Below are 18,367 nucleotides of genomic sequence, written 5' to 3'. Positions count from 1 at the left end.
CAGTGTAACGTACTGCCTCGCGTCTCGATGGTCAGTGGGCGGATTTAAACAAAATGGAACAATTTGCTCAGCCCAGCTCGACCCTGTTGCGCCCCGCATTTTTCGCCCGGTACAACGCCTGATCGGCTCTTTTCAATACAAGATCGCTGTGTTCTCCGGCACGGAATGTCGCCAGTCCCATGGAGAGGGTGATGGTCACTCGTTCACCCTTGAAGTGGAACGGGCAGGCTTCGATAGCGGCGCGCAGGGTTTCCAGCAGTTTTGCGCCGACCGCTGGCGGGGTCGCCGGCATCAAAAGAACGAATTCCTCACCGCCGAAACGGGCGATGAAATCGCCGCCGCGCAGACGTTTGCGCAGTACGGTGGCGATGATTTTCAGCACCTTGTCGCCGGCCAGATGGCCGTAGTTGTCATTGATCCGCTTGAAATGATCGAGGTCGAGCATGGCCAGGCTCAGCGTGTTGCCGTGCTGTTGCCACTGCTTGATTTCATGCTCAAGGCGTTCGCTCCACGCGGCGCGGTTCGGTAGGCCGGTGAGCGGGTCGATCAGTGCTTTCTGCCGTTGTACTTCAAGATGTTCGCGGAAACCCTGGGCTTCCTGCTCCATATGCGCCACGCGTTCGGACAGGCTTTTCAGCCGCGTGGCGACTTCCTGCTCGCGGGCGTCGCGCTGCTTCTGGTGCTGGTCCATGGTGCCGAGCAGGCCTTCAAGATGATTTTCCAGCACGTGCTTGAGGTCTTCCAGATCCGCCGCTTCCTGCACGCTGGTCTGCAGGCCGTCGACTTGCTCACGGATCTGCGTGTCCATGGCTTTCGCCGCCGAGCTGTTGTCGGCATGGCCTTCGCTGGCAGCTTGCAGATTGCTCTGAAACGCTTCGAGGCGTTCATTGAGTTGCTGCAGATAGGCTTCGAATTCGTGCTGGCCGCTGTCGGTGATCGCCAGCATCAACGTTGCAAGATCGTCGAGAATCGGGATCAGTTCGTACCAGTTCAAACCGTGTTTTAGCCGCTCACGCATGGCTTCGGCTTGCGGGCGGTGGCGTTCCGGCAGGGTCAGGTCGTCGAGCAGCCCGATCAGGGTATCTTCGATGTGCTTGGCCACGGAACTGTAAGAGGGCTCCGGGGTGTCCGGCAGGGCGAACAGGATGTCGTGCTCGGGCTGTTCCGGGTCGATGGCGGCCAGCGCCTGAGCAATCGGTTCGGGCAGGGGCAGGCTGTCGATGATCGGTGGTGATGGATCACCGGGGTGGATCAGTTCATCAGGATTGACCGCCTCAGCGGTGATCGGCGCTTGAGCCGGCGCTGAAGCGGGGGCGAAAACGGGCTCGGGCTCGAAGCGCTCTGCCTCCGGATCGAGCGGTTCACTGATAACTTCGCTGACGACCGTTGGCGGCACGAAGGCCACCACATTTGCCGGTTCCAACGGGGTTGGAGCGGCTGGCGTGGATGGTTCGACAACAGGCGCAAGTGCTCCGCTGGCAGGCGCTGCCGGTACCGGCTCAGTCGCCGCGACAGGCGCGAGCTGTACGGTTTCCGGTGTGGGTGACGGTGCAGCCAGCGGTTGCTCTGGCGGCGAGGCTGGAACCTGCGCGGGGGATTGTGTCGCTAGCGCTTCTTCGCTGTCACGGCTACCAAACAAACGCTGCAACAATCCTGGGCGCCCCGGTTCGGCTGGCGTTTCCAGCTGACTCAAAGCCTTGCCCTGCAAGCCACTGAGTTCACTCAGCAACAGCGGCATTTCCCGCGCCGAGCCGACGCGGCTATCCAGTTGTTTGGCGAATTTCTTCAGTGGCTGAGCGACTTCACGCGGCAACGGCAAAGCCTGCAACTGCGTGACCAGCGATGTCAGCGCGGTACTGACTTGATCGATGCGGGTTTCGCGGCGCTGCTCGGAATCGAGCACGGCTTTTTCCAGGCGCGGCAACAGGGCGGCGAGGCCGGCGTCCATATCGTCGGTGCGCACCACGTCGCGCATCTCTTTCATGCACTGATCGACGACTTTATCGGTGCCTTCAGCCGCTAGTGTGCTGCGCACCAGACCGCGCCGTAGCAAGTCGAGCCTGGCGGCCCAGCGCCGTTCAAGCTTGTCTTGCTGTTCGATGCTTTTGAGGTACTTCTCTTTCCAGCGCTGGGCGTCGTCGCTCATTCAGGGGTTCCGCGAGGGGCAGGACTCAACGCGGGCAATGCATCGGCCGTGAGCGAACCCGGCAGACGAATCTCTACCGCGACCGGCAGGTGATCGGAAATCGGTTGTGCCAGCACTTCGACCTTTTCCAGCGTCAGGGTCGGGCTGAGCAAAATATGATCAAGGCAACGCTGAGGACGCCAGCTGGGGAATGTCGCTTCCACCTGCGGGGCCAGCAGGCCGAGATCGCGTAACGGAGAATGTTGCAGCAGATCGCTGGCATGGGTGTTCATGTCGCCCATCAATACCTGGTGTTTGTAGCCACCGATCAGCTCACGAATATAGGCCAGTTGCAGGCTGCGGGTTCGCGCGCCAAGGGCCAGGTGCATCATCACCACCACCAGCGCTTCCGGGCCTTCGCCGAAGCGCAGCAGAATCGCGCCGCGACCTTTCGGGCCTGGCAGCGGGTGATCCTCGATCGCCCACGGTTTCAGGCGACTGAGCACGCCATTGCTGTGCTGGGCCAGTCGACCGAGGTTGCGATTGAGTTGTTGATACCAATAAGGGAAGGCGCCGAGCTGCGCCAGATGTTCGACCTGATTGACGTAGCCCGAACGCAGGCTGCCGCCATCGGCTTCCTGCAGCGCGACCAGATCGAAGTCGCCGAGCAAGTCGCCGATCTTCTGCAGATTGCCTGAGCGGCCGTTGTGCGGCAGCAGGTGCTGCCAGCTACGGGTCAGGTAATGCCGATAACGCTCGGTGCTGATGCCGACCTGGATATTGAAACTGAGCAAGCGCAGACGCTGGTCTGCGGGCAGGCCCGTGGACTCCAGGTGATGCTCGTTGACCTGCGGATCATGCAGGCCAACGGTGCGTTCAGACTTCCAGCGGCGCATGGCGGTAGCCGCGCTTAGTTGGCGGCAGCCTTGGTTGCCGCTCGCTCTTTGGCAACCAGTTGGTCAGCCAGCTTCAGCGCCTGCTCGGCACCACCGGCAGAGCCGATGTCGAAGCGGTACTTGCCGTTGACGATCATGGTTGGCACGCCAGTGATTTCGTACTTCTTGGCCAGTTCACGGGCCTTGACGATCTGGCCTTTGATGGCGAACGAGTCGAAGGTGGCGAGGAACTTGTCCTTGTCCACGCCTTGAGTGGCGAGGAAGTCAGCCATGTCGTTCTTGTCGGTCAGCTTCTTGTGTTGTTTCTGGATGGCTTCGAAAACCGCCGCATGAACCTTGTGCTCGACGCCCATGGCTTCGAGGGTCAGGAACATTTGGCCGTGGGCGTCCCATGGGCCGCCGAACATGGCCGGGATACGCACGAAGTTGACGTCGGACGGCAGTTTTTCAACCCAAGGGTTGATCACTGGCTCAAAGGCATAGCAGTGCGGGCAGCCGTACCAGAACAGCTCGACCACTTCGATCTTGCCAGGCTCTGCAACCGGCACCGGGTTGGCCAGCTCCACGTAAGGGGCGGCAGGTGCTTCGGCGGCTTGAGCGGTCACGCCGAACAGGCTGGCAGCGACGAGGGCGGCGCTGATGATCAGATTACGCATGCTTTACTCCTGGACAATTTGGGTCGCCTCGCGCGACCTGTTTTCAGACAGATCCTGGCGGGCATGAGTTCTGTAGTGTAACGGCAGCGGCCACAAAAAAGGGCGGCCAAAGCCACCCTTTTTATACTTGCTGCGACGGATTAATCGAGCGTTAACGTTGCACGAGATCTATCGCTGCCAAATGCTCTTAGTGCAGACCTTGAATGTAGCTGGAGACCGCAGCAATATCTTCGTCGCTCAGGCGCTTGGCGATGGTCTGCATGGTCATGGTGTCGCCGTCGTTGGTGCGGCCGCCTTCTTCCTTGCGGAAATCGGTCAGTTGCTTGGCGATGTATTGAGCGTGTTGGCCACCCAGGTGCGGGAACCCGGCGGCGGCGTTGCCAGCGCCATTCGGCGAATGGCAGCCAGTGCAGGCTGGCAGGCCCTTGGCCAGGTTGCCGCCACGGAACAGCGCTTCACCGCGAGCGACGATCTTCGGATCGGCGGCGCCGACGCTGCCTTTCTGGCTGGCGAAGTAGGCGGCGATGTCGGCCAGGTCCTGATCGCTCAGGTTGGTCAGCAAGCCGGTCATTTCCAGAACGGTGCGTTTGCCCGACTTGATGTCGTGCAGTTGCTTGGTCAGGTAGCGTTCACCTTGGCCGGCCAGTTTCGGAAAGTTTGGCGCCATGCTGTTCCCGTCCGGGCCATGGCAGGCTCCGCATACGGCGGCTTTTGCCTGGCCTGCTGCGGCATCACCGGCAGCATGGGCGAAGCCTGAGATTCCCACGGTCAACAGCAGACTCACGATCAATTTGTTCATCAGCTAATCCAACTACGGCTAAGGGTTAAGTTATGGACCGGGTTTACTCGCTCATCCACAGGATGATGGCTTGGTAATCCTCGGCACTGCAGTCCATGCACAAACCACGCGGCGGCATCGCCTTGAAACCCTGGGTCACGTGTTGCACCAGCGTCTCCATACCTTTCGCCAACCTCGGCGTCCAAGCTTCCTGATCGCCTCTTTCGGGCGCCATGGGTAGTTGGCCGGAATGACAGGCACCACAAACACGGTTGTACACAGCTTCCGGATCCTGTGTAGCCTGTGCGCTGTAAAGCGGCATCAAGACTCCGGCAGCCAGCAGCCATTTCGTCATAAAACGACCTTTTCAGGGTTGAGAGCGTTCTGCGTTCTAATGCGCAATCAAGGTCTGTCGCTCTCGTGAACTTCATCCTACGCTGGGACAAAGCACACACAAAATCTGCGGCATTATATACTGGCGTCACTGAAACGGAAGCGACACCGCGTTCCGCGCCCAATCCCGGCGCCGCCCACATCGGAAATCCCATGCAACTCAAGAATCCCATCCTCGGCCTGTGCCAACAGTCCACGTTCATGCTCAGTGCCGCCAAAGTTGATCAATGCCCTGACGACGAAGGCTTTGAAGTAGCGTTTGCCGGCCGTTCCAACGCCGGCAAATCCAGCGCGCTGAACACATTGACTCACGCCAGCCTGGCGCGCACCTCGAAAACGCCGGGTCGCACACAGCTGTTGAACTTCTTCAAGCTAGACGAAGATCGCCGTCTGGTCGACCTGCCGGGCTACGGTTATGCAAAAGTACCGATCCCGCTGAAGATGCACTGGCAGCGTCACCTTGAGGCTTACCTCGGTGGCCGCGAGAGTTTGAAGGGTTTGATTCTGATGATGGACATCCGTCATCCAATGACCGACTTCGACCTGCTGATGCTCGACTGGGCCGTTGCGGCCGGCATGCCGATGCACATCCTGCTGACCAAGGCCGACAAGCTCACCTACGGCGCAGCCAAGAACACCCTGCTCAAAGTGCAGTCGGAAATCCGCAAGGGTTGGGGCGATCTGGTCACCATCCAGCTGTTCTCCGCGCCAAAACGCATGGGCCTGGAAGAGGCCTACACTGTACTGGCCGGCTGGATGGAACTGGCAGACAAAGGCACCGAGGCGGCAGCCGAGTAATTCGGGATATGGAAATTTGTTTGTAGTGTGTTCAGGCAAGGCGAAAGGGCAGTGAAAAGCGGCCGGGGTCGCGCTCGACTTTAGGGGACCTAAATGAGCATTTGAGCTGATCTTTCAACGCAGCATGAACGCGCTACAGACAAATTTTGGGCAAAAAAAGCCCCGGATTTCATTGGGGAGGGAGAAATTCCGGGGTTTAAGTTCCGAACCGCTAGGGCGGGGTTCAGATATCTGCCAACACTTAACACAACATAGGAGCATCGAAGGGCTTCACCAGCCATTCAGTATCTCTGAGTGGTGTCCTTCCAGATTAGTTCAGATTTTTTTCAAAAAGCTTTGGAATAATCCCAAGCGCTTTTCGAAATAAGCAGGTTTTACTGGCGTTGCCGCGACAACAGGTCGCGGCAGACCGAGATCAAATGGCTCAGTGAGCCTCATCCCAATTGTTGCCCACACCCACTTCGACCAGCAGCGGCACATCCAGTTTCGCCGCTTCGCTCATGTGCACGCGAATCTCGGCACTGACTTGTTCGACCAGATCCTCACGAACCTCCAGCACCAGTTCATCGTGCACCTGCAGGATGACTCTGGCATCCAGACCGGATGTTGCCAGCCAGTTATCCACCGCCACCATGGCCTTCTTGATGATGTCGGCAGCCGTGCCCTGCATCGGCGCGTTGATCGCTGTGCGCTCGGCAGCGGCGCGTTCCTGCGGCTTGTTCGAGTTGATCTCCGGCAGGTACAGACGACGACCGAAGAAAGTCTCGACATAGCCCTGATCCGCCGCCTGCGCGCGGGTGCGATCCATGTACTCGCGTACGCCTGGATATCGGGCGAAGTAGGTATCGATGTAAGCCTTGGCGGTCTTGGTGTCGACGCCGATGTCCTTGCCGAGCTTCTGCGCGCCCATGCCGTAGATCAGGCCAAAGTTGATCGCCTTGGCGCCACGGCGCTGGTCGGAGGTCACTTCGTTGAGTTCGACCTTGAACACTTCGGCAGCGGTGGCGGTGTGCACGTCCAGATTGTTGCGGAAGGCGTTCATCAAGCCTTCGTCCTTGGACAGGTGCGCCATGATCCGCAGTTCGATCTGCGAATAGTCCGCCGCCAACAGTTTGTAGCCCTTCGGCGCGACGAACGCCTGACGGATGCGTCGGCCTTCAGCGGTGCGCACCGGGATGTTCTGCAGGTTTGGATCGCTGGAGGACAAGCGACCGGTCGACGCCACAGCCTGATGATACGAGGTGTGGACACGCCCGGTGCGCGGATTGATCTGCTCCGGCAGACGATCGGTGTAAGTGCTTTTCAGCTTGCTCATCGAGCGGTGCTCCATCAGCACCTTCGGCAAGCGGTGATCGTCTTCAGCGAGCTTCGCCAACACTTCTTCAGCAGTGGACGGCTGGCCCTTGGCGGTCTTCTTCAATACTGGCAGGCCGAGTTTCTCGTAGAGAATCACGCCCAACTGCTTCGGCGAGCCAAGGTTGAACTCTTCCCCGGCGATCTCGAACGCTTCGCGCTCAAGTGCGACCATTTTGTTGCCCAGTTCGATGCTCTGAATGCCGAGCAGTTCGGCATCAACGAACGCGCCTTGGCGTTCGATGCGCGCCAACACTGGCACCAGCGGAATTTCGATGTCGGTCAGCACGCTGGCCAGACTCGGGATCGCGCTGAGTTTTTCGAACAACGTCTGGTGCAGGCGCAGGGTGATATCAGCGTCTTCAGCGGCGTACGGCCCGGCCTGTTCCAGGGCGATCTGGTCGAAGGTCAGCTGTTTGGCGCCTTTGCCGGCGATGTCCTGGAAGCTCACAGTGGTGTGATCCAGGTACTTCTGCGCGAGGCTGTCCATGTCGTGGCGGGTGGCGGTGGAGTTGAGCACGTAGGACTCAAGCATCGTGTCGAAGGCGATGCCGCGCACGTTGATGCCTTGGCTCTGATCGCCGCCGATGGCGCAGTTGGCCAGGATGTTCATGTCGAACTTGGCGTGCTGGCCGACCTTGAGCTTGTTCGGGTCTTCCAGAATCGGCTTGAGTGCGCGCAGCACGGTGTCGCGATCCAGCTGCTCCGGCACGCCGATGTAGGAGTGGGTCAGCGGAATGTACGCGGCTTCGTTGGCCTGCACGGCGAACGACAGGCCGACCAGTTGCGCCTGCTGCGCGTCGATGCCGGTGGTTTCGGTGTCGAAGGCGAACAGCTTGGCGTTGTTGAGTTTTTCCAGCCAGACGTCGAAGCGCGCCTGATCAAGGATGGTTTCGTAGGCAGCTTCGGCGGGAGCGGCAGGCGCTTCTTCCGCTGGTGCGCTGAACAGATCGCCGGCCAGCGCAGGTTCGCTGGCTGCGCTCAGTTCCAGACGTTTGGCGTCGCGATCGAGATCGTTGATCCAGCTTTTGAATTCCAGCAACGAGTACAGCTCGTAGAGCTTGGCCGGGTCTTCGGCACCCATCTGCAAATCATCGAGTTCAACGTCCAGTGGCACGTCGACCTTGATGGTTGCCAGTTGATAGGAAAGGAACGCCATCTCCTTGTGCTCTTCAAGCTTGGCCGGCAGGGTCTTGGCGCCGCGAATCGGCAGGGTCGGCACGATGTCGAGATTGGCGTACAGCTCGGTGAGGCCGCCATTCACGCCGACCAGCAGGCCGGACGCGGTTTTTGGGCCGATGCCGGGAACGCCCGGAATGTTGTCGGACGAATCGCCCATCAGCGCCAGATAATCGATGATCTGCTCCGGAGCGACGCCGAATTTCTCCTTAACGCCCTCCACGTCCATCGAGCTACCGGACATGGTGTTGACCAAAGTAATGTGGCCATCGACCAGTTGCGCCATGTCCTTGTCGCCGGTGGAGATGATCACCGGGCGATCCGCCGCCGCGCTGCTGCGCGCCAGGGTGCCGATCACGTCGTCAGCCTCGACGCCTTCCACGCACAGCAGCGGGAAACCGAGGGCGATCACGCTCTGGTGCAGCGGCTCGATCTGCACGCGCATGTCGTCGGGCATGCTTGGGCGGTTGGCTTTGTATTCGGCGTACATCTCATCGCGAAATGTCCCGCCCTTGGCGTCGAACACCACGGCGAACGGGCTGTCCGGGTACTGCTTGCGCAGACTCTTGAGCATGTTCAACACGCCTTTGACCGCACCGGTCGGCAGGCCTTTGGAGGTGGTCAGTGGTGGCAGTGCGTGAAAGGCGCGGTACAGGTAAGACGAACCGTCCACCAGGACGAGGGGGGCTTGGCTCATGAGCAGGATCAACCTTTTCGGCGGGTCCGGCGCTAGAATAGCGGGACCGTTGACGACAAAGGGACAAGGTTATCATGCGTACGTTAAATCGCTTGCTGCTGGTCGGTCTGATTGCTGCCTCACCGTTGGCCGCGATGGCGGCGGATGATGCGCCGTCAAAGGAGCCGGAAGTTACCATTAACACGCACACGGAAGGCGACAAGGTTATCCAGGAATACAGTCGCAGTGGTTTCGTTTATGCGATCAAGGTCACGCCGAAGGGTGGCAAACCGTATTTCCTGGTGCGCGCCGATGGTACGGACGCGAACTACATTCGCTCCGACCAGCCGGATATGCTGATTCCGTCGTGGGAAATCTTTACCTGGAAGTAAGTTTCCCGACTTTTAATCGGCGTCGCCTGACCGCGACGCCTGAACTGAGCAGTTTTTGACCATGTCTGTGTTCACTCCCCTGGCTCGGCCCGAGCTGGAAACCTTTCTCGCCCCTTACGGGCTTGGCCGTCTGCTTGATTTCCAGGGGATCGCCGCCGGCAGCGAAAACACCAATTTCTTTATCAGCCTGGAGCAGGGCGAATTCGTCCTGACTCTGGTCGAGCGCGGCCCGGTGCAGGAGATGCCGTTTTTCATCGACCTGCTCGACGTGCTCCACGAAGCCGACTTGCCGGTGCCGTACGCACTGCGCACCACCGACGGCGTGGCGTTGCGTGAGCTGAAGGGCAAACCGGCGCTGCTGCAACCGCGGCTGTCCGGCAAGCACATCAAAGTCGCCAATGCTCAGCATTGCGCGCAGGTCGGCGAGTTGCAGGCGCATCTGCACCTGGCGACTCAGGGCGAGCACATGATCAAGCGCAAGACCGATCGTGGCCTGGACTGGATGCTGGAGGAGGGCAACGAGTTGCTCTCGCACCTGAGCGATGAGCCGCGTGCCTTGCTGCAAAAGGCGCTGGATGAAATCACCGAGCGCAAAGAGAAGATCCTCGCGCTGCCTCGGGCCAACATTCACGCCGACCTGTTTCGCGACAACGCTATGTTCGAAGGCACGCACCTGACCGGGCTGATCGACTTCTACAACGCCTGCTCGGGGCCGATGCTGTACGACGTGGCGATTGCCTTGAATGACTGGTGTTCGGATGAGGACGGTTTGATCGATGGGCCGCGAGCCCGCGCGTTTCTCGGCGCCTATGCGGCGCTGCGGCCATTCACGGCGGCGGAAGCCGAGTTGTGGCCGACCATGCTGCGCGTGGCCTGTGTGCGGTTCTGGCTGTCGCGATTGATCGCGGCGGAGCAGTTTGCCGGGCAGGATGTGTTGATACACGATCCCAAGGAGTTTGAGCAGCGCTTGGCGCAGCGGCAGCAGGTCAGTACACCTTTGCCTTTCGCCCTTTAAGATCAAAAGATCGCAGCCTTCGGCAGCTCCTACATGCCGAAGGCTGCGATCTTTTTTTATGGGGCTACAGAGATTCCAGGCACCCGGCCAGATCGTTACCCAACTTCTCCAACACCTGCTCATAGCCCTGAGCCGTCGCCGGGGTGTATCCGCCTAACGCATCCAGCTCAGCCAGTTTCACCGGCAGCCCGGCCACCAAAGTCTCGGCCAAACGCGGGCGCAACGGCGGCTCGCTGAACACACAAGTCTTGCCCACTTCCTGCAAGCGCTTGCGCATCGCCGCGACATGCTGCGCACCCGGCTGCACTTCGGCGGCCACGCTGAACACACCGGTATGCTTCAGGCTGTAAGCCTCTTCAAAGTAATCAAACGCCTCATGGAAAACGAAGTACGGCTTGCCTTCAACGCTGGCCAGACGCTTCTTCAAACGCTGATCCAATGCGTCCAGACGCTCATCAAACGCCTTGGCATTGCTCTGATAGCGCTCGGCGTTCTCCGGGTCCGCAGCGCTCAAGTCAGCGGCCATTTTGTCGGCAATTACCCGCGCATTGACCGGTGATAACCACAAATGCGCATCGAGCGTGCCCGGACGGTGATCGTGATCATGCTCGTCAGCCTCTTCGGCGTGGGAGTGGCTGTCCTCAGCAAAACGCCGCAGTTTCATCCCCGGCAAATCCTGCACGGCGACGCTCGGCAGCGTCCGACCGTTCAACACGCGCGGCAGAAAGCCTTCCATGTCCGGGCCGATCCAGTAGAGCAGATCCACCGATTGCACCTTCCGTACGTCGGATGGCCGCAGGGCGTAATTGTGTGGCGAAGCACCCGGCGGCAGCAGCACTTCGGGAATCGCCACGCCGTCCTGCACGGCCGCTGCAATCAGCTGCAACGGTTTGATGCTGGCGAGGACTTTGACCTCGGCCTGAGCCGAACCGATCAGCAGAAAACTGGCGACAAAAGCCACAAAAACAGAAAAAAGTCGGGACACGATGACCACTCAAGGAGGCGAGAACGGGTAACATAATAACGTCTCTATCAAAACTCGTCGCCGCCCATGCCTATTACACCGATTGCCAGCCGTCCCCACGACCACTCTCATTGCGTGCACAGCGCTTTGTCCGAGGCCGATACCTTGTGCGCCCAGAAAGGCTTGCGCCTGACCGCGTTGCGCCGCCGGGTGCTGGAATTGGTGTGGCAGAGCCACAAACCGCTGGGCGCCTACGACATTCTTGCCGTGTTGAGCGAGCAGGACGGCCGCCGCGCCGCGCCGCCGACCGTGTACCGCGCGCTGGATTTCCTCTTGGAAAACGGCTTGGTACACCGCATCTCCTCGCTCAACGCCTTCGTTGGCTGCGTACACCCGGAACACGCGCATCAGGGCCAATTCCTGATCTGCCGCGATTGCCACGCCGCCATCGAACTTGAGCAAAAAGTGATCAGCGACGCGATCATCAACAGCGCCAAAGACGTTGGTTTCATCGTCGAAGCGCAGACCGTCGAAGTCGTCGGACTGTGTTCCGGTTGCCAGGGGGCTTGATGAGCAATGCGCTGATCCGTCTGGAGCAGGTCGCCGTCACGTTTGCCGGGCAGGCTGTGCTGGACAACATCGAGCTGAGCGTCGAGCCGGGGCAGATCGTCACTCTGATCGGCCCCAACGGCGCCGGCAAGACCACGCTGGTGCGCGCCGTGCTCGGCTTGCTCAAGCCGGACAGCGGCAGTGTCTGGCGCAAGCCGAAGCTGCGCGTCGGTTACATGCCGCAAAAACTCCACGTCGATCCGACCCTACCGCTTTCAGTGCTGCGCTTTCTGCGCCTGGTTCCGGGCGTTGATCGGCCGCGCGCGCTGGCTGCGCTGAAAGAAGTTGGCGCCGAACACGTCATCGACAGCCCGGTGCAAAGCGTTTCCGGCGGTGAAATGCAGCGCGTGCTGCTCGCTCGCGCGTTGTTGCGCGAGCCGGAATTGCTGGTGCTCGATGAACCGGTGCAAGGCGTCGACGTCGCCGGCCAAGCCGAGTTGTACAGCCTGATCACCCGTCTGCGCGACCGCCATGGCTGCGGCGTGTTGATGGTGTCCCACGATTTGCATCTGGTGATGAGCACCACCGACCAGGTGGTCTGCCTCAACCGTCATGTCTGCTGTTCCGGGCATCCCGAGCAGGTCAGCGGCGATCCTGCGTTTGTCGAGCTGTTCGGCAAGAACGCGCAGAGCCTGGCGGTTTATCACCACCATCACGACCACGCTCACGACCTGCACGGTTCGGTGGTCAAAGGGCCGGTTATTGGCCAACCTCACGTTCACGGAGACAACTGCAAGCATGGCTGATTTTCTGTTGTATGCCCTGCTTGCAGGTCTGGCGCTGGCGATCGTTGCAGGTCCGCTGGGTTCGTTTGTGGTCTGGCGGCGCATGGCCTATTTCGGCGACACCTTGTCCCACGCCGCGTTGCTGGGTGTGGCGCTGGGCTTTCTGCTGGATGTCAGCCCGACCGTTGCGGTGACCGTAGGCTGTCTGTTGCTGGCGGTGCTGCTGGTCACATTGCAACAGCGTCAACCGCTGGCGTCCGACACGCTGTTGGGAATTCTCGCACCGAGCACACTCTCTCTCGGCCTGGTGGTACTAAGCTTCATGCATGAAGTGCGGATCGACCTGATGGCCTATCTGTTCGGCGACCTGCTGGCGATCAGCCCGACCGATCTGGCGTGGATCCTCGGCGGCAGCGCGGCGGTGCTGGTGTTGCTGGTGACACTGTGGCGGCCATTGCTGGCGATCACCGTGCACGAAGAGCTGGCCAAGGTCGAAGGCCTGCCGGTGGCGGGCCTGCGCATGGCGCTGATGTTATTGATCGCGGTGGTGATCGCGGTGGCGATGAAAATCGTCGGAGTGTTGCTGATTACTTCACTGCTGATCATCCCGGCGGCTGCGGCACAGCGTCACGCCCGCTCGCCGGAGCAGATGGCACTGGGCGCAAGCCTGCTGGGCATGCTCGCCGTGTGTGGCGGGCTGGCGCTGTCGTGGTTCAAAGACACCCCGGCGGGGCCGTCTATCGTTGTGACGGCGGCCGCACTGTTTCTGTTGAGTTTTGTTCTGCCCCGTCGTGGGGTGTAGACTTGGCCGCTTTTTGCGCAAATAGAGAGTCGCAGGAATGAAGCCGTTCGCCTCCCGTTATCTGCTCCTTGTCGCATTTTCAGTGCTACTGGGCGCCTGCCAAAGCACGCCGCCGGTGGCCGAAGTCCCCGATGCGCGAGCTACGGCCATCGCACAGCTGGAGCAAAGCCTGGCCAGCAGCGAGCTGGCCACTGCCGAAGATCAGTTGGCCGCTTTGCAGAAAGAAACCCCCAACGATCAATCCCTTGAGCAATACCAGCGGCAATTGGCCGAAGCGTATCTGCGTCGCAGCCAGATTGTGCTGCAGAAGGGCGATGTGAATGCTGCCGCTACGGCGTTAAGCCGTGCCCGCGCGTTGATGCCGAAAGCGCCGGCGCTGACCGGTGGCGTCAACGGTGCCATTACTGAAGCGCGCAAGGCTGAGCTGGAAAAGGCTGAGGCTGCATTGCTGGCCGCCGAGGCCAAGCCGAAAGCCAAAGTGATTGATCCGGCTGCCGAGAGCACCACGGTTGCGCTGAACATCACCGATAGCCGCAAACTTCGCCGGCAACTCGATGCGATCGCCGCTGATGTGGTGAATTATGAGTGTGGGGTGACCATTCAGGCGCCGCGTACCGATGACTATCCGTGGCTGGCGACGTTGCTGACCAAGCGGGTGAAGAAGTTGAATCCGGATTTTGATCTGAAGATTGTGAAGCAAACTCTGCGCACAGTACCGGCGCAGATGGTCTTGAGTCCGCGTAAACCTTAAAAGCTTCGTCGGAACGCCGCCCGGAGCAAGCTCGCTCCCACATTTGATCTCGGGCCTGACACAAAATCTGTGTTCACCAGAGATCCCTTGTGGGAGCGAGCTGCTCGCGAAAGCGTCCTTTCAGCCAACGAAGATCTTAAGCTGGAATGGCTTTCGCCTTAGGCTCCCGCGCCCAAACCCGATGCTGCCCGATCGCCGCAAAGAACGGCTTGGTCAACGCTGGCACATCCTTGCCTTGCAGCAATCCGTCATCCGCCTCCAGTTTCAGCAGATTCTGCAACTGCTTCGCATCACCCTGCAACGCAATCGCCTTCAGATGCTTGTACGCCTCCAGCAGGTAATGCAACGCCACGCCATCGCCGCTCAACGCCTTCACCGACGCCGCGCCACCCGGTACGAACACCGCATCGAAAATCACTGACGGCATGCCTTCCATCGAGGCATCCACTGGCAACGTTTTGCCGTCAGCGGTCTTCACCGGCGCTGAAGTTGGGCCGAGCAACTTGGCATGCGCACCCTCAGCGGCCAATGCCTTCTTCATTGCATCAATCGCCGCACCATCGACGCCGTTGGCAGCAAGAATTGCCACTTTTCGGGTTTTGATGTTTTCTGGCAGCAAATTAGCCTGACTCAGTGACGGCGAGTGATCGAAAGACACCTTGCGCGCATCCACTGTGCCTTTGGTAGGCGCCGGCAAGCCCAGATTAGCCGCCACACGCTTGGCCAGTTCCAGATCGATGTTGGCGAGAATCTCGTTCACCTCCCGCGCGCGGATGAACTCACGCTCAACCTTGCCCAGCTCGAAGCTGTAAGCGGCAATGATGTGCTCCTTCTCGTGATCGCTCATGCTGTTGAAGAACAACGTCGCCTGGGAGAAGTGATCGCTGAACGACTCGCTGCGCTGGCGGATCTTGTTCGCGTCGATGCGTTCCGGATAGCTCTCGAAGCCACCGTCCTTTGCGGCCGGCGGGGTTTCTTTGGGCCAGCCACCATCAATCGAGTTCGGCTCATACGAGGCGCGGCCCTTGTCGATCACCGTGCGGTGTTGCGCATCGCGCTGGCCATTGTGGAACGGTGCCACCGGCCGGTTGATCGGCAACTCGTGAAAATTCGGCCCACCGAGTCGGCTGATTTGCGTGTCGGTGTAGGAAAACAGCCGACCTTGCAGCAGCGGGTCATTGGAGAAGTCGATGCCGGGCACGATGTGGCCAGGGCAGAACGCGACCTGCTCGGTCTCGGCGAAGAAGTTGTCGGGGTTGCGGTTCAGGGTCATTTTGCCCAGCGGCGTGATCGGCACGATTTCTTCGGGGATCAGCTTGGTCGGGTCGAGGATGTCGAAATCGAAGTCGTGCTCGTTTTCCTCCTCAATGATCTGCACGCCGAGTTCCCATTCCGGATAGTCACCCATCTCGATCGCTTCCCACAGGTCGCGGCGGTGGTAATCGGTGTCTTTACCCGCGAGCTTCTGCGCCTCGTCCCACACCAGCGAGCAAGTGCCGGCGGTAGGGCGCCAGTGGAATTTGACGAAGCGCGATTTGCCCTCGGCGTTGATCAGGCGGAAGGTGTGCACGCCGAAGCCCTGCATGCTGCGCAGGCTTTTCGGGATCGCCCGGTCGGACATCGCCCAGATGACCATGTGCGCCGATTCCGGAACCAGCGAAACGAAGTCCCAGAAGGTGTCGTGAGCCGAGCCGCCGGTAGGGATTTCGTTGTGCGGCTCGGGTTTCACCGCGTGGACGAAGTCGGGAAACTTGATCGCGTCCTGAATGAAAAACACCGGCATGTTGTTGCCGACCAGGTCGAAGTTGCCTTCATCGGTGAAGAACTTCACCGCGAAACCGCGTACGTCACGCACGGTGTCGCCGGAACCGCGTGGGCCCTGCACCGTGGAAAAGCGCACGAACACCGGCGTCTTTTTCCCCGGATCCTGTAGGAACCCGGCCTTGGTCAGCGTCGAATGGTTCTCGTAGGCCTGAAAGAAACCATGCGCCCCGGTGCCGCGTGCGTGGACGATGCGTTCCGGGATCCGCTCATGGTCAAAATGCGTGATCTTTTCCCGCATGATGAAATCTTCAAGCAGTGACGGCCCACGCGGGCCGGCCTTGAGGGTGTTCTGGTTGTCGGCAATCTTCACACCCTGGTTGGTACGCAGCGCCTGGCCGGTGGCGTCGGAGCGGAATTTCTCCAGGCTGTCGAGTTTGGCGTTGGTGTTGGCACGATCCGGGGTATCGGTTCCGGCCATTTGGCTTTTGTCGGACGTAGGCTTCTTGCTCATCAGTCGTAAACTCCTCGGTTGACCCCGTGGTTTGCCGGGGACTCTTGAGTGGTTCCCGGGCACGGCACCCAGGGTTTTCAAGTCGCTTACTTAGTGACTGATGAGGCGTTGGGGGCGTTCCTTTTTTATGACCTTTGATCTTGTTATTGCCAAATCGAAGGTTAATTGAGAAATAAATGCTAAGAACCTCTATACGGACAGGCTAAAATGCGCGCCCGGCTAACCGCTGATCCTTTTCTAACGCGCCCCACAAGGTTCGCTACGTGATCGAGTTTCAAAACGTCCACAAGACTTACCGCGTCGCCGGTAAGGACATTCCCGCGCTGCATCCGACCAGTCTTTCTATCGAGAACGGGCAGGTGTTCGGCCTGATCGGCCATTCCGGCGCGGGCAAAAGTACCCTGCTGCGTCTGATCAATCGCCTGGAAGACTCCAGTGGCGGCAAGATCATCGTCGACGGCGAAGAAGTCACCGCACTGGACGCCAACGGCCTGCGCCGTTTCCGTCAGCAAGTCGGGATGATCTTTCAGCATTTCAACCTGCTCGCCTCCAAGACCGTGGCCGACAACGTTGCGTTGCCGCTGACCCTGGCCGGCGAACTGTCGGGCGGCGAGATTGACAAGCGTGTTGCTGAATTGCTGGCGCGGGTCGGTCTGTCCGACCACGCCAAGAAGTACCCGGCGCAATTGTCCGGCGGCCAGAAACAGCGCGTCGGCATTGCCCGCGCCCTGGCGACCAAGCCGAAGATTCTGCTGTGCGACGAGGCCACCAGTGCCCTTGACCCGCAGACCACCGCCTCGGTCCTGCAATTGCTGGCCGAGATCAACCGCGAACTGAAACTGACCATCGTCCTGATCACCCACGAGATGGATGTGATCCGTCGCGTTTGCGATCAAGTGGCTGTAATGGATGCCGGCGTGATCGTCGAGCAAGGTTCGGTCGCCGATGTGTTCCTGCATCCAAAACACCCGACCACCAAGCGTTTCGTCCAGGAAAGCGAGCAGATCGACGAAAGCGAGCAACGTGATGACTTCGCTCACGTGCCGGGCCGCATTGTGCGTCTGACCTTCCAGGGCGAAGCGACCTACGCGCCGCTGCTCGGTACCGTCGCTCGGGAAACCGGCGTCGACTACAGCATCCTCGCCGGTCGCATCGACCGCATCAAAGACATTCCGTACGGGCAATTGACCCTCGCCGTCACCGGTGGCGACATGGAAGCGGCCTTCGCCCGCTTCACCGCCGCTGACGTTCACATGGAGGTATTGCGCTAATGGAAGACCTGATCAGTTTCTTCACCAATATCGACTGGTACGAAATCTGGCTGGCCACCGGCGACACGATGCTGATGCTCGGTGGTTCGCTGCTGTTCACCGTATTGCTCGGCCTACCTCTGGGCGTGTTGCTGTTTCTGTGCAGCCCGCGTCAATTGCTGGAAAACCGTGGCCTCTACGCATTCATGTCGCTGGCGGTGAACATCCTGCGTTCGCTGCCGTTCATTATTCTGTTGATCGTGATGATCCCGTTCACCGTGCTGATCACCGGCACGTCGCTGGGCGTGGCCGGTGCGATTCCGCCATTGGTAGTCGGTGCGACACCGTTCTTCGCGCGTTTGGTGGAAACCGCGCTGCGTGAAGTCGATCGCGGCATCATCGAAGCCACCCAGTCGATGGGCGCGACCACGCGGCAGATCATCATGAACGCCCTGCTGCCGGAAGCCCGTCCGGGCATCTTCGCGGCGATTACGGTGACGGCGATTACACTGGTGTCCTACACGGCGATGGCCGGTGTGGTTGGCGCTGGTGGTCTGGGTGACCTGGCGATCCGTTTCGGTTACCAGCGTTTCCAGACTGACGTAATGATCGTCACCGTGGTGTTGCTGTTGATTCTGGTGCAAGTGCTGCAGATGGTCGGTGATCGACTGGTCGTGCATTTCTCGCGCAAATAACCGGTTTTGTAATCAAGAGATGAGCCGGCCATTCG

Annotated in this window: 17 protein-coding genes; 9 read left to right on the top strand and 8 right to left on the bottom strand. The window is 60.0% G+C overall.

Going from position 1 to position 18,367, the window contains the following annotated elements; all coding sequences use genetic code 11:
• Positions 1-67 precede the first annotated feature (67 nt).
• The 5 genes from H8F23_RS25435 to H8F23_RS25415 all read right to left on the bottom strand — a co-directional run bounded on the left by H8F23_RS25435 (position 68) and on the right by H8F23_RS25415 (position 4,810).
• The gene (locus tag H8F23_RS25435) at positions 68-2,146 is read right to left on the bottom strand and encodes a diguanylate cyclase (RefSeq protein WP_194936203.1); all 2,079 of its coding nucleotides are present in this window, start codon (positions 2,144-2,146) and stop codon (positions 68-70) included.
• A complete protein-coding gene (locus tag H8F23_RS25430) occupies positions 2,143-3,021 on the bottom strand; it encodes an endonuclease/exonuclease/phosphatase family protein (protein WP_194936202.1) in 879 nt (292 codons plus the stop codon). The genes H8F23_RS25435 and H8F23_RS25430 overlap by 4 nt, the downstream gene beginning before the upstream one ends.
• Before the next feature lie 14 nt (positions 3,022-3,035).
• Positions 3,036-3,677, bottom strand: coding sequence for a thiol:disulfide interchange protein DsbA/DsbL (locus H8F23_RS25425; RefSeq protein ID WP_122604722.1), 642 nt, complete (start codon positions 3,675-3,677; stop codon positions 3,036-3,038).
• A 187-nt stretch (positions 3,678-3,864) separates the two neighbouring features.
• A complete protein-coding gene (locus H8F23_RS25420; protein ID WP_008081240.1) occupies positions 3,865-4,476 on the bottom strand; it encodes a c-type cytochrome in 612 nt (203 codons plus the stop codon).
• Positions 4,477-4,519: 43 nt separating this feature from the next.
• A complete protein-coding gene (locus tag H8F23_RS25415; protein ID WP_034152239.1) occupies positions 4,520-4,810 on the bottom strand; it encodes a c-type cytochrome in 291 nt (96 codons plus the stop codon).
• A 191-nt stretch (positions 4,811-5,001) separates the two neighbouring features.
• On the opposite strand from H8F23_RS25415, the gene yihA reads away from it, so the two are divergent.
• Positions 5,002-5,646 carry a ribosome biogenesis GTP-binding protein YihA/YsxC gene (yihA, locus tag H8F23_RS25410; RefSeq protein WP_194936201.1) on the top strand — a complete coding sequence of 215 codons (645 nt, stop codon included), beginning with the start codon at positions 5,002-5,004 and terminating at the stop codon, positions 5,644-5,646.
• Between the two features lie 424 nt (positions 5,647-6,070).
• Here the strand turns inward: yihA and polA are convergent, their stop codons facing one another.
• Positions 6,071-8,875: a DNA polymerase I gene (gene polA / locus H8F23_RS25405; protein ID WP_194936200.1), complete on the bottom strand. Its 2,805-nt coding sequence runs from the start codon at positions 8,873-8,875 to the stop codon at positions 6,071-6,073.
• 74 nt (positions 8,876-8,949) lie between these two features.
• On the opposite strand from polA, the gene H8F23_RS25400 reads away from it, so the two are divergent.
• Together H8F23_RS25400 and H8F23_RS25395 are read left to right on the top strand one after the other, a co-directional pair.
• Complete coding sequence (locus H8F23_RS25400; protein ID WP_093429504.1) at positions 8,950-9,246, top strand: DUF2782 domain-containing protein; 297 nt, start codon at positions 8,950-8,952, stop codon at positions 9,244-9,246.
• A gap of 61 nt (positions 9,247-9,307) precedes the next feature.
• The gene (locus H8F23_RS25395) at positions 9,308-10,261 is read left to right on the top strand and encodes a homoserine kinase (protein WP_194936199.1); all 954 of its coding nucleotides are present in this window, start codon (positions 9,308-9,310) and stop codon (positions 10,259-10,261) included.
• Between the two features lie 64 nt (positions 10,262-10,325).
• Here H8F23_RS25395 and H8F23_RS25390 read toward each other — a convergent pair whose 3' ends face one another.
• Positions 10,326-11,246, bottom strand: a complete 921-nt coding sequence (locus H8F23_RS25390; RefSeq protein ID WP_194936198.1) for a zinc ABC transporter substrate-binding protein — start codon at positions 11,244-11,246, stop codon at positions 10,326-10,328.
• A 66-nt stretch (positions 11,247-11,312) separates the two neighbouring features.
• Between H8F23_RS25390 and H8F23_RS25385 the strand changes: the two genes are divergently transcribed.
• Genes H8F23_RS25385 through H8F23_RS25370 form a run of 4 tightly spaced genes read left to right on the top strand, consistent with a single transcriptional unit; the run spans position 11,313 to position 14,112 of the window.
• Positions 11,313-11,795, top strand: a complete 483-nt coding sequence (locus H8F23_RS25385) for a Fur family transcriptional regulator (protein ID WP_007911760.1) — start codon at positions 11,313-11,315, stop codon at positions 11,793-11,795.
• A complete protein-coding gene (znuC, locus tag H8F23_RS25380; protein WP_007911759.1) occupies positions 11,795-12,580 on the top strand; it encodes a zinc ABC transporter ATP-binding protein ZnuC in 786 nt (261 codons plus the stop codon). Before H8F23_RS25385 ends, znuC begins: the two co-directional genes overlap by 1 nt.
• Positions 12,573-13,361, top strand: coding sequence for a zinc ABC transporter permease subunit ZnuB (znuB, locus tag H8F23_RS25375; RefSeq protein ID WP_007911758.1), 789 nt, complete (start codon positions 12,573-12,575; stop codon positions 13,359-13,361). Before znuC ends, znuB begins: the two co-directional genes overlap by 8 nt.
• Before the next feature lie 37 nt (positions 13,362-13,398).
• Positions 13,399-14,112: a PA5502 family lipoprotein gene (locus tag H8F23_RS25370; protein ID WP_194936197.1), complete on the top strand. Its 714-nt coding sequence runs from the start codon at positions 13,399-13,401 to the stop codon at positions 14,110-14,112.
• 136 nt (positions 14,113-14,248) lie between these two features.
• On the opposite strand, the gene katE is transcribed toward H8F23_RS25370, so the two are convergent.
• Positions 14,249-16,390, bottom strand: coding sequence for a catalase HPII (gene katE / locus H8F23_RS25365; RefSeq protein WP_194936224.1), 2,142 nt, complete (start codon positions 16,388-16,390; stop codon positions 14,249-14,251).
• A 260-nt stretch (positions 16,391-16,650) separates the two neighbouring features.
• On the opposite strand from katE, the gene H8F23_RS25360 reads away from it, so the two are divergent.
• A complete protein-coding gene (locus H8F23_RS25360; RefSeq protein WP_099757627.1) occupies positions 16,651-17,658 on the top strand; it encodes a methionine ABC transporter ATP-binding protein in 1,008 nt (335 codons plus the stop codon).
• A complete protein-coding gene (locus H8F23_RS25355; RefSeq protein WP_016986455.1) occupies positions 17,658-18,332 on the top strand; it encodes a methionine ABC transporter permease in 675 nt (224 codons plus the stop codon). Before H8F23_RS25360 ends, H8F23_RS25355 begins: the two co-directional genes overlap by 1 nt.
• The last annotated feature ends 35 nt before the right edge of the window (positions 18,333-18,367 follow it).

Origin of the sequence: Pseudomonas neuropathica, assembly GCF_015461835.1 — a bacterium.
In the GTDB taxonomy this organism is placed as follows: domain Bacteria; phylum Pseudomonadota; class Gammaproteobacteria; order Pseudomonadales; family Pseudomonadaceae; genus Aquipseudomonas; species Aquipseudomonas neuropathica.
Note: the sequence above shows the minus strand (reverse complement) of the source record. Positions and strands in the feature narration are given on the sequence as shown.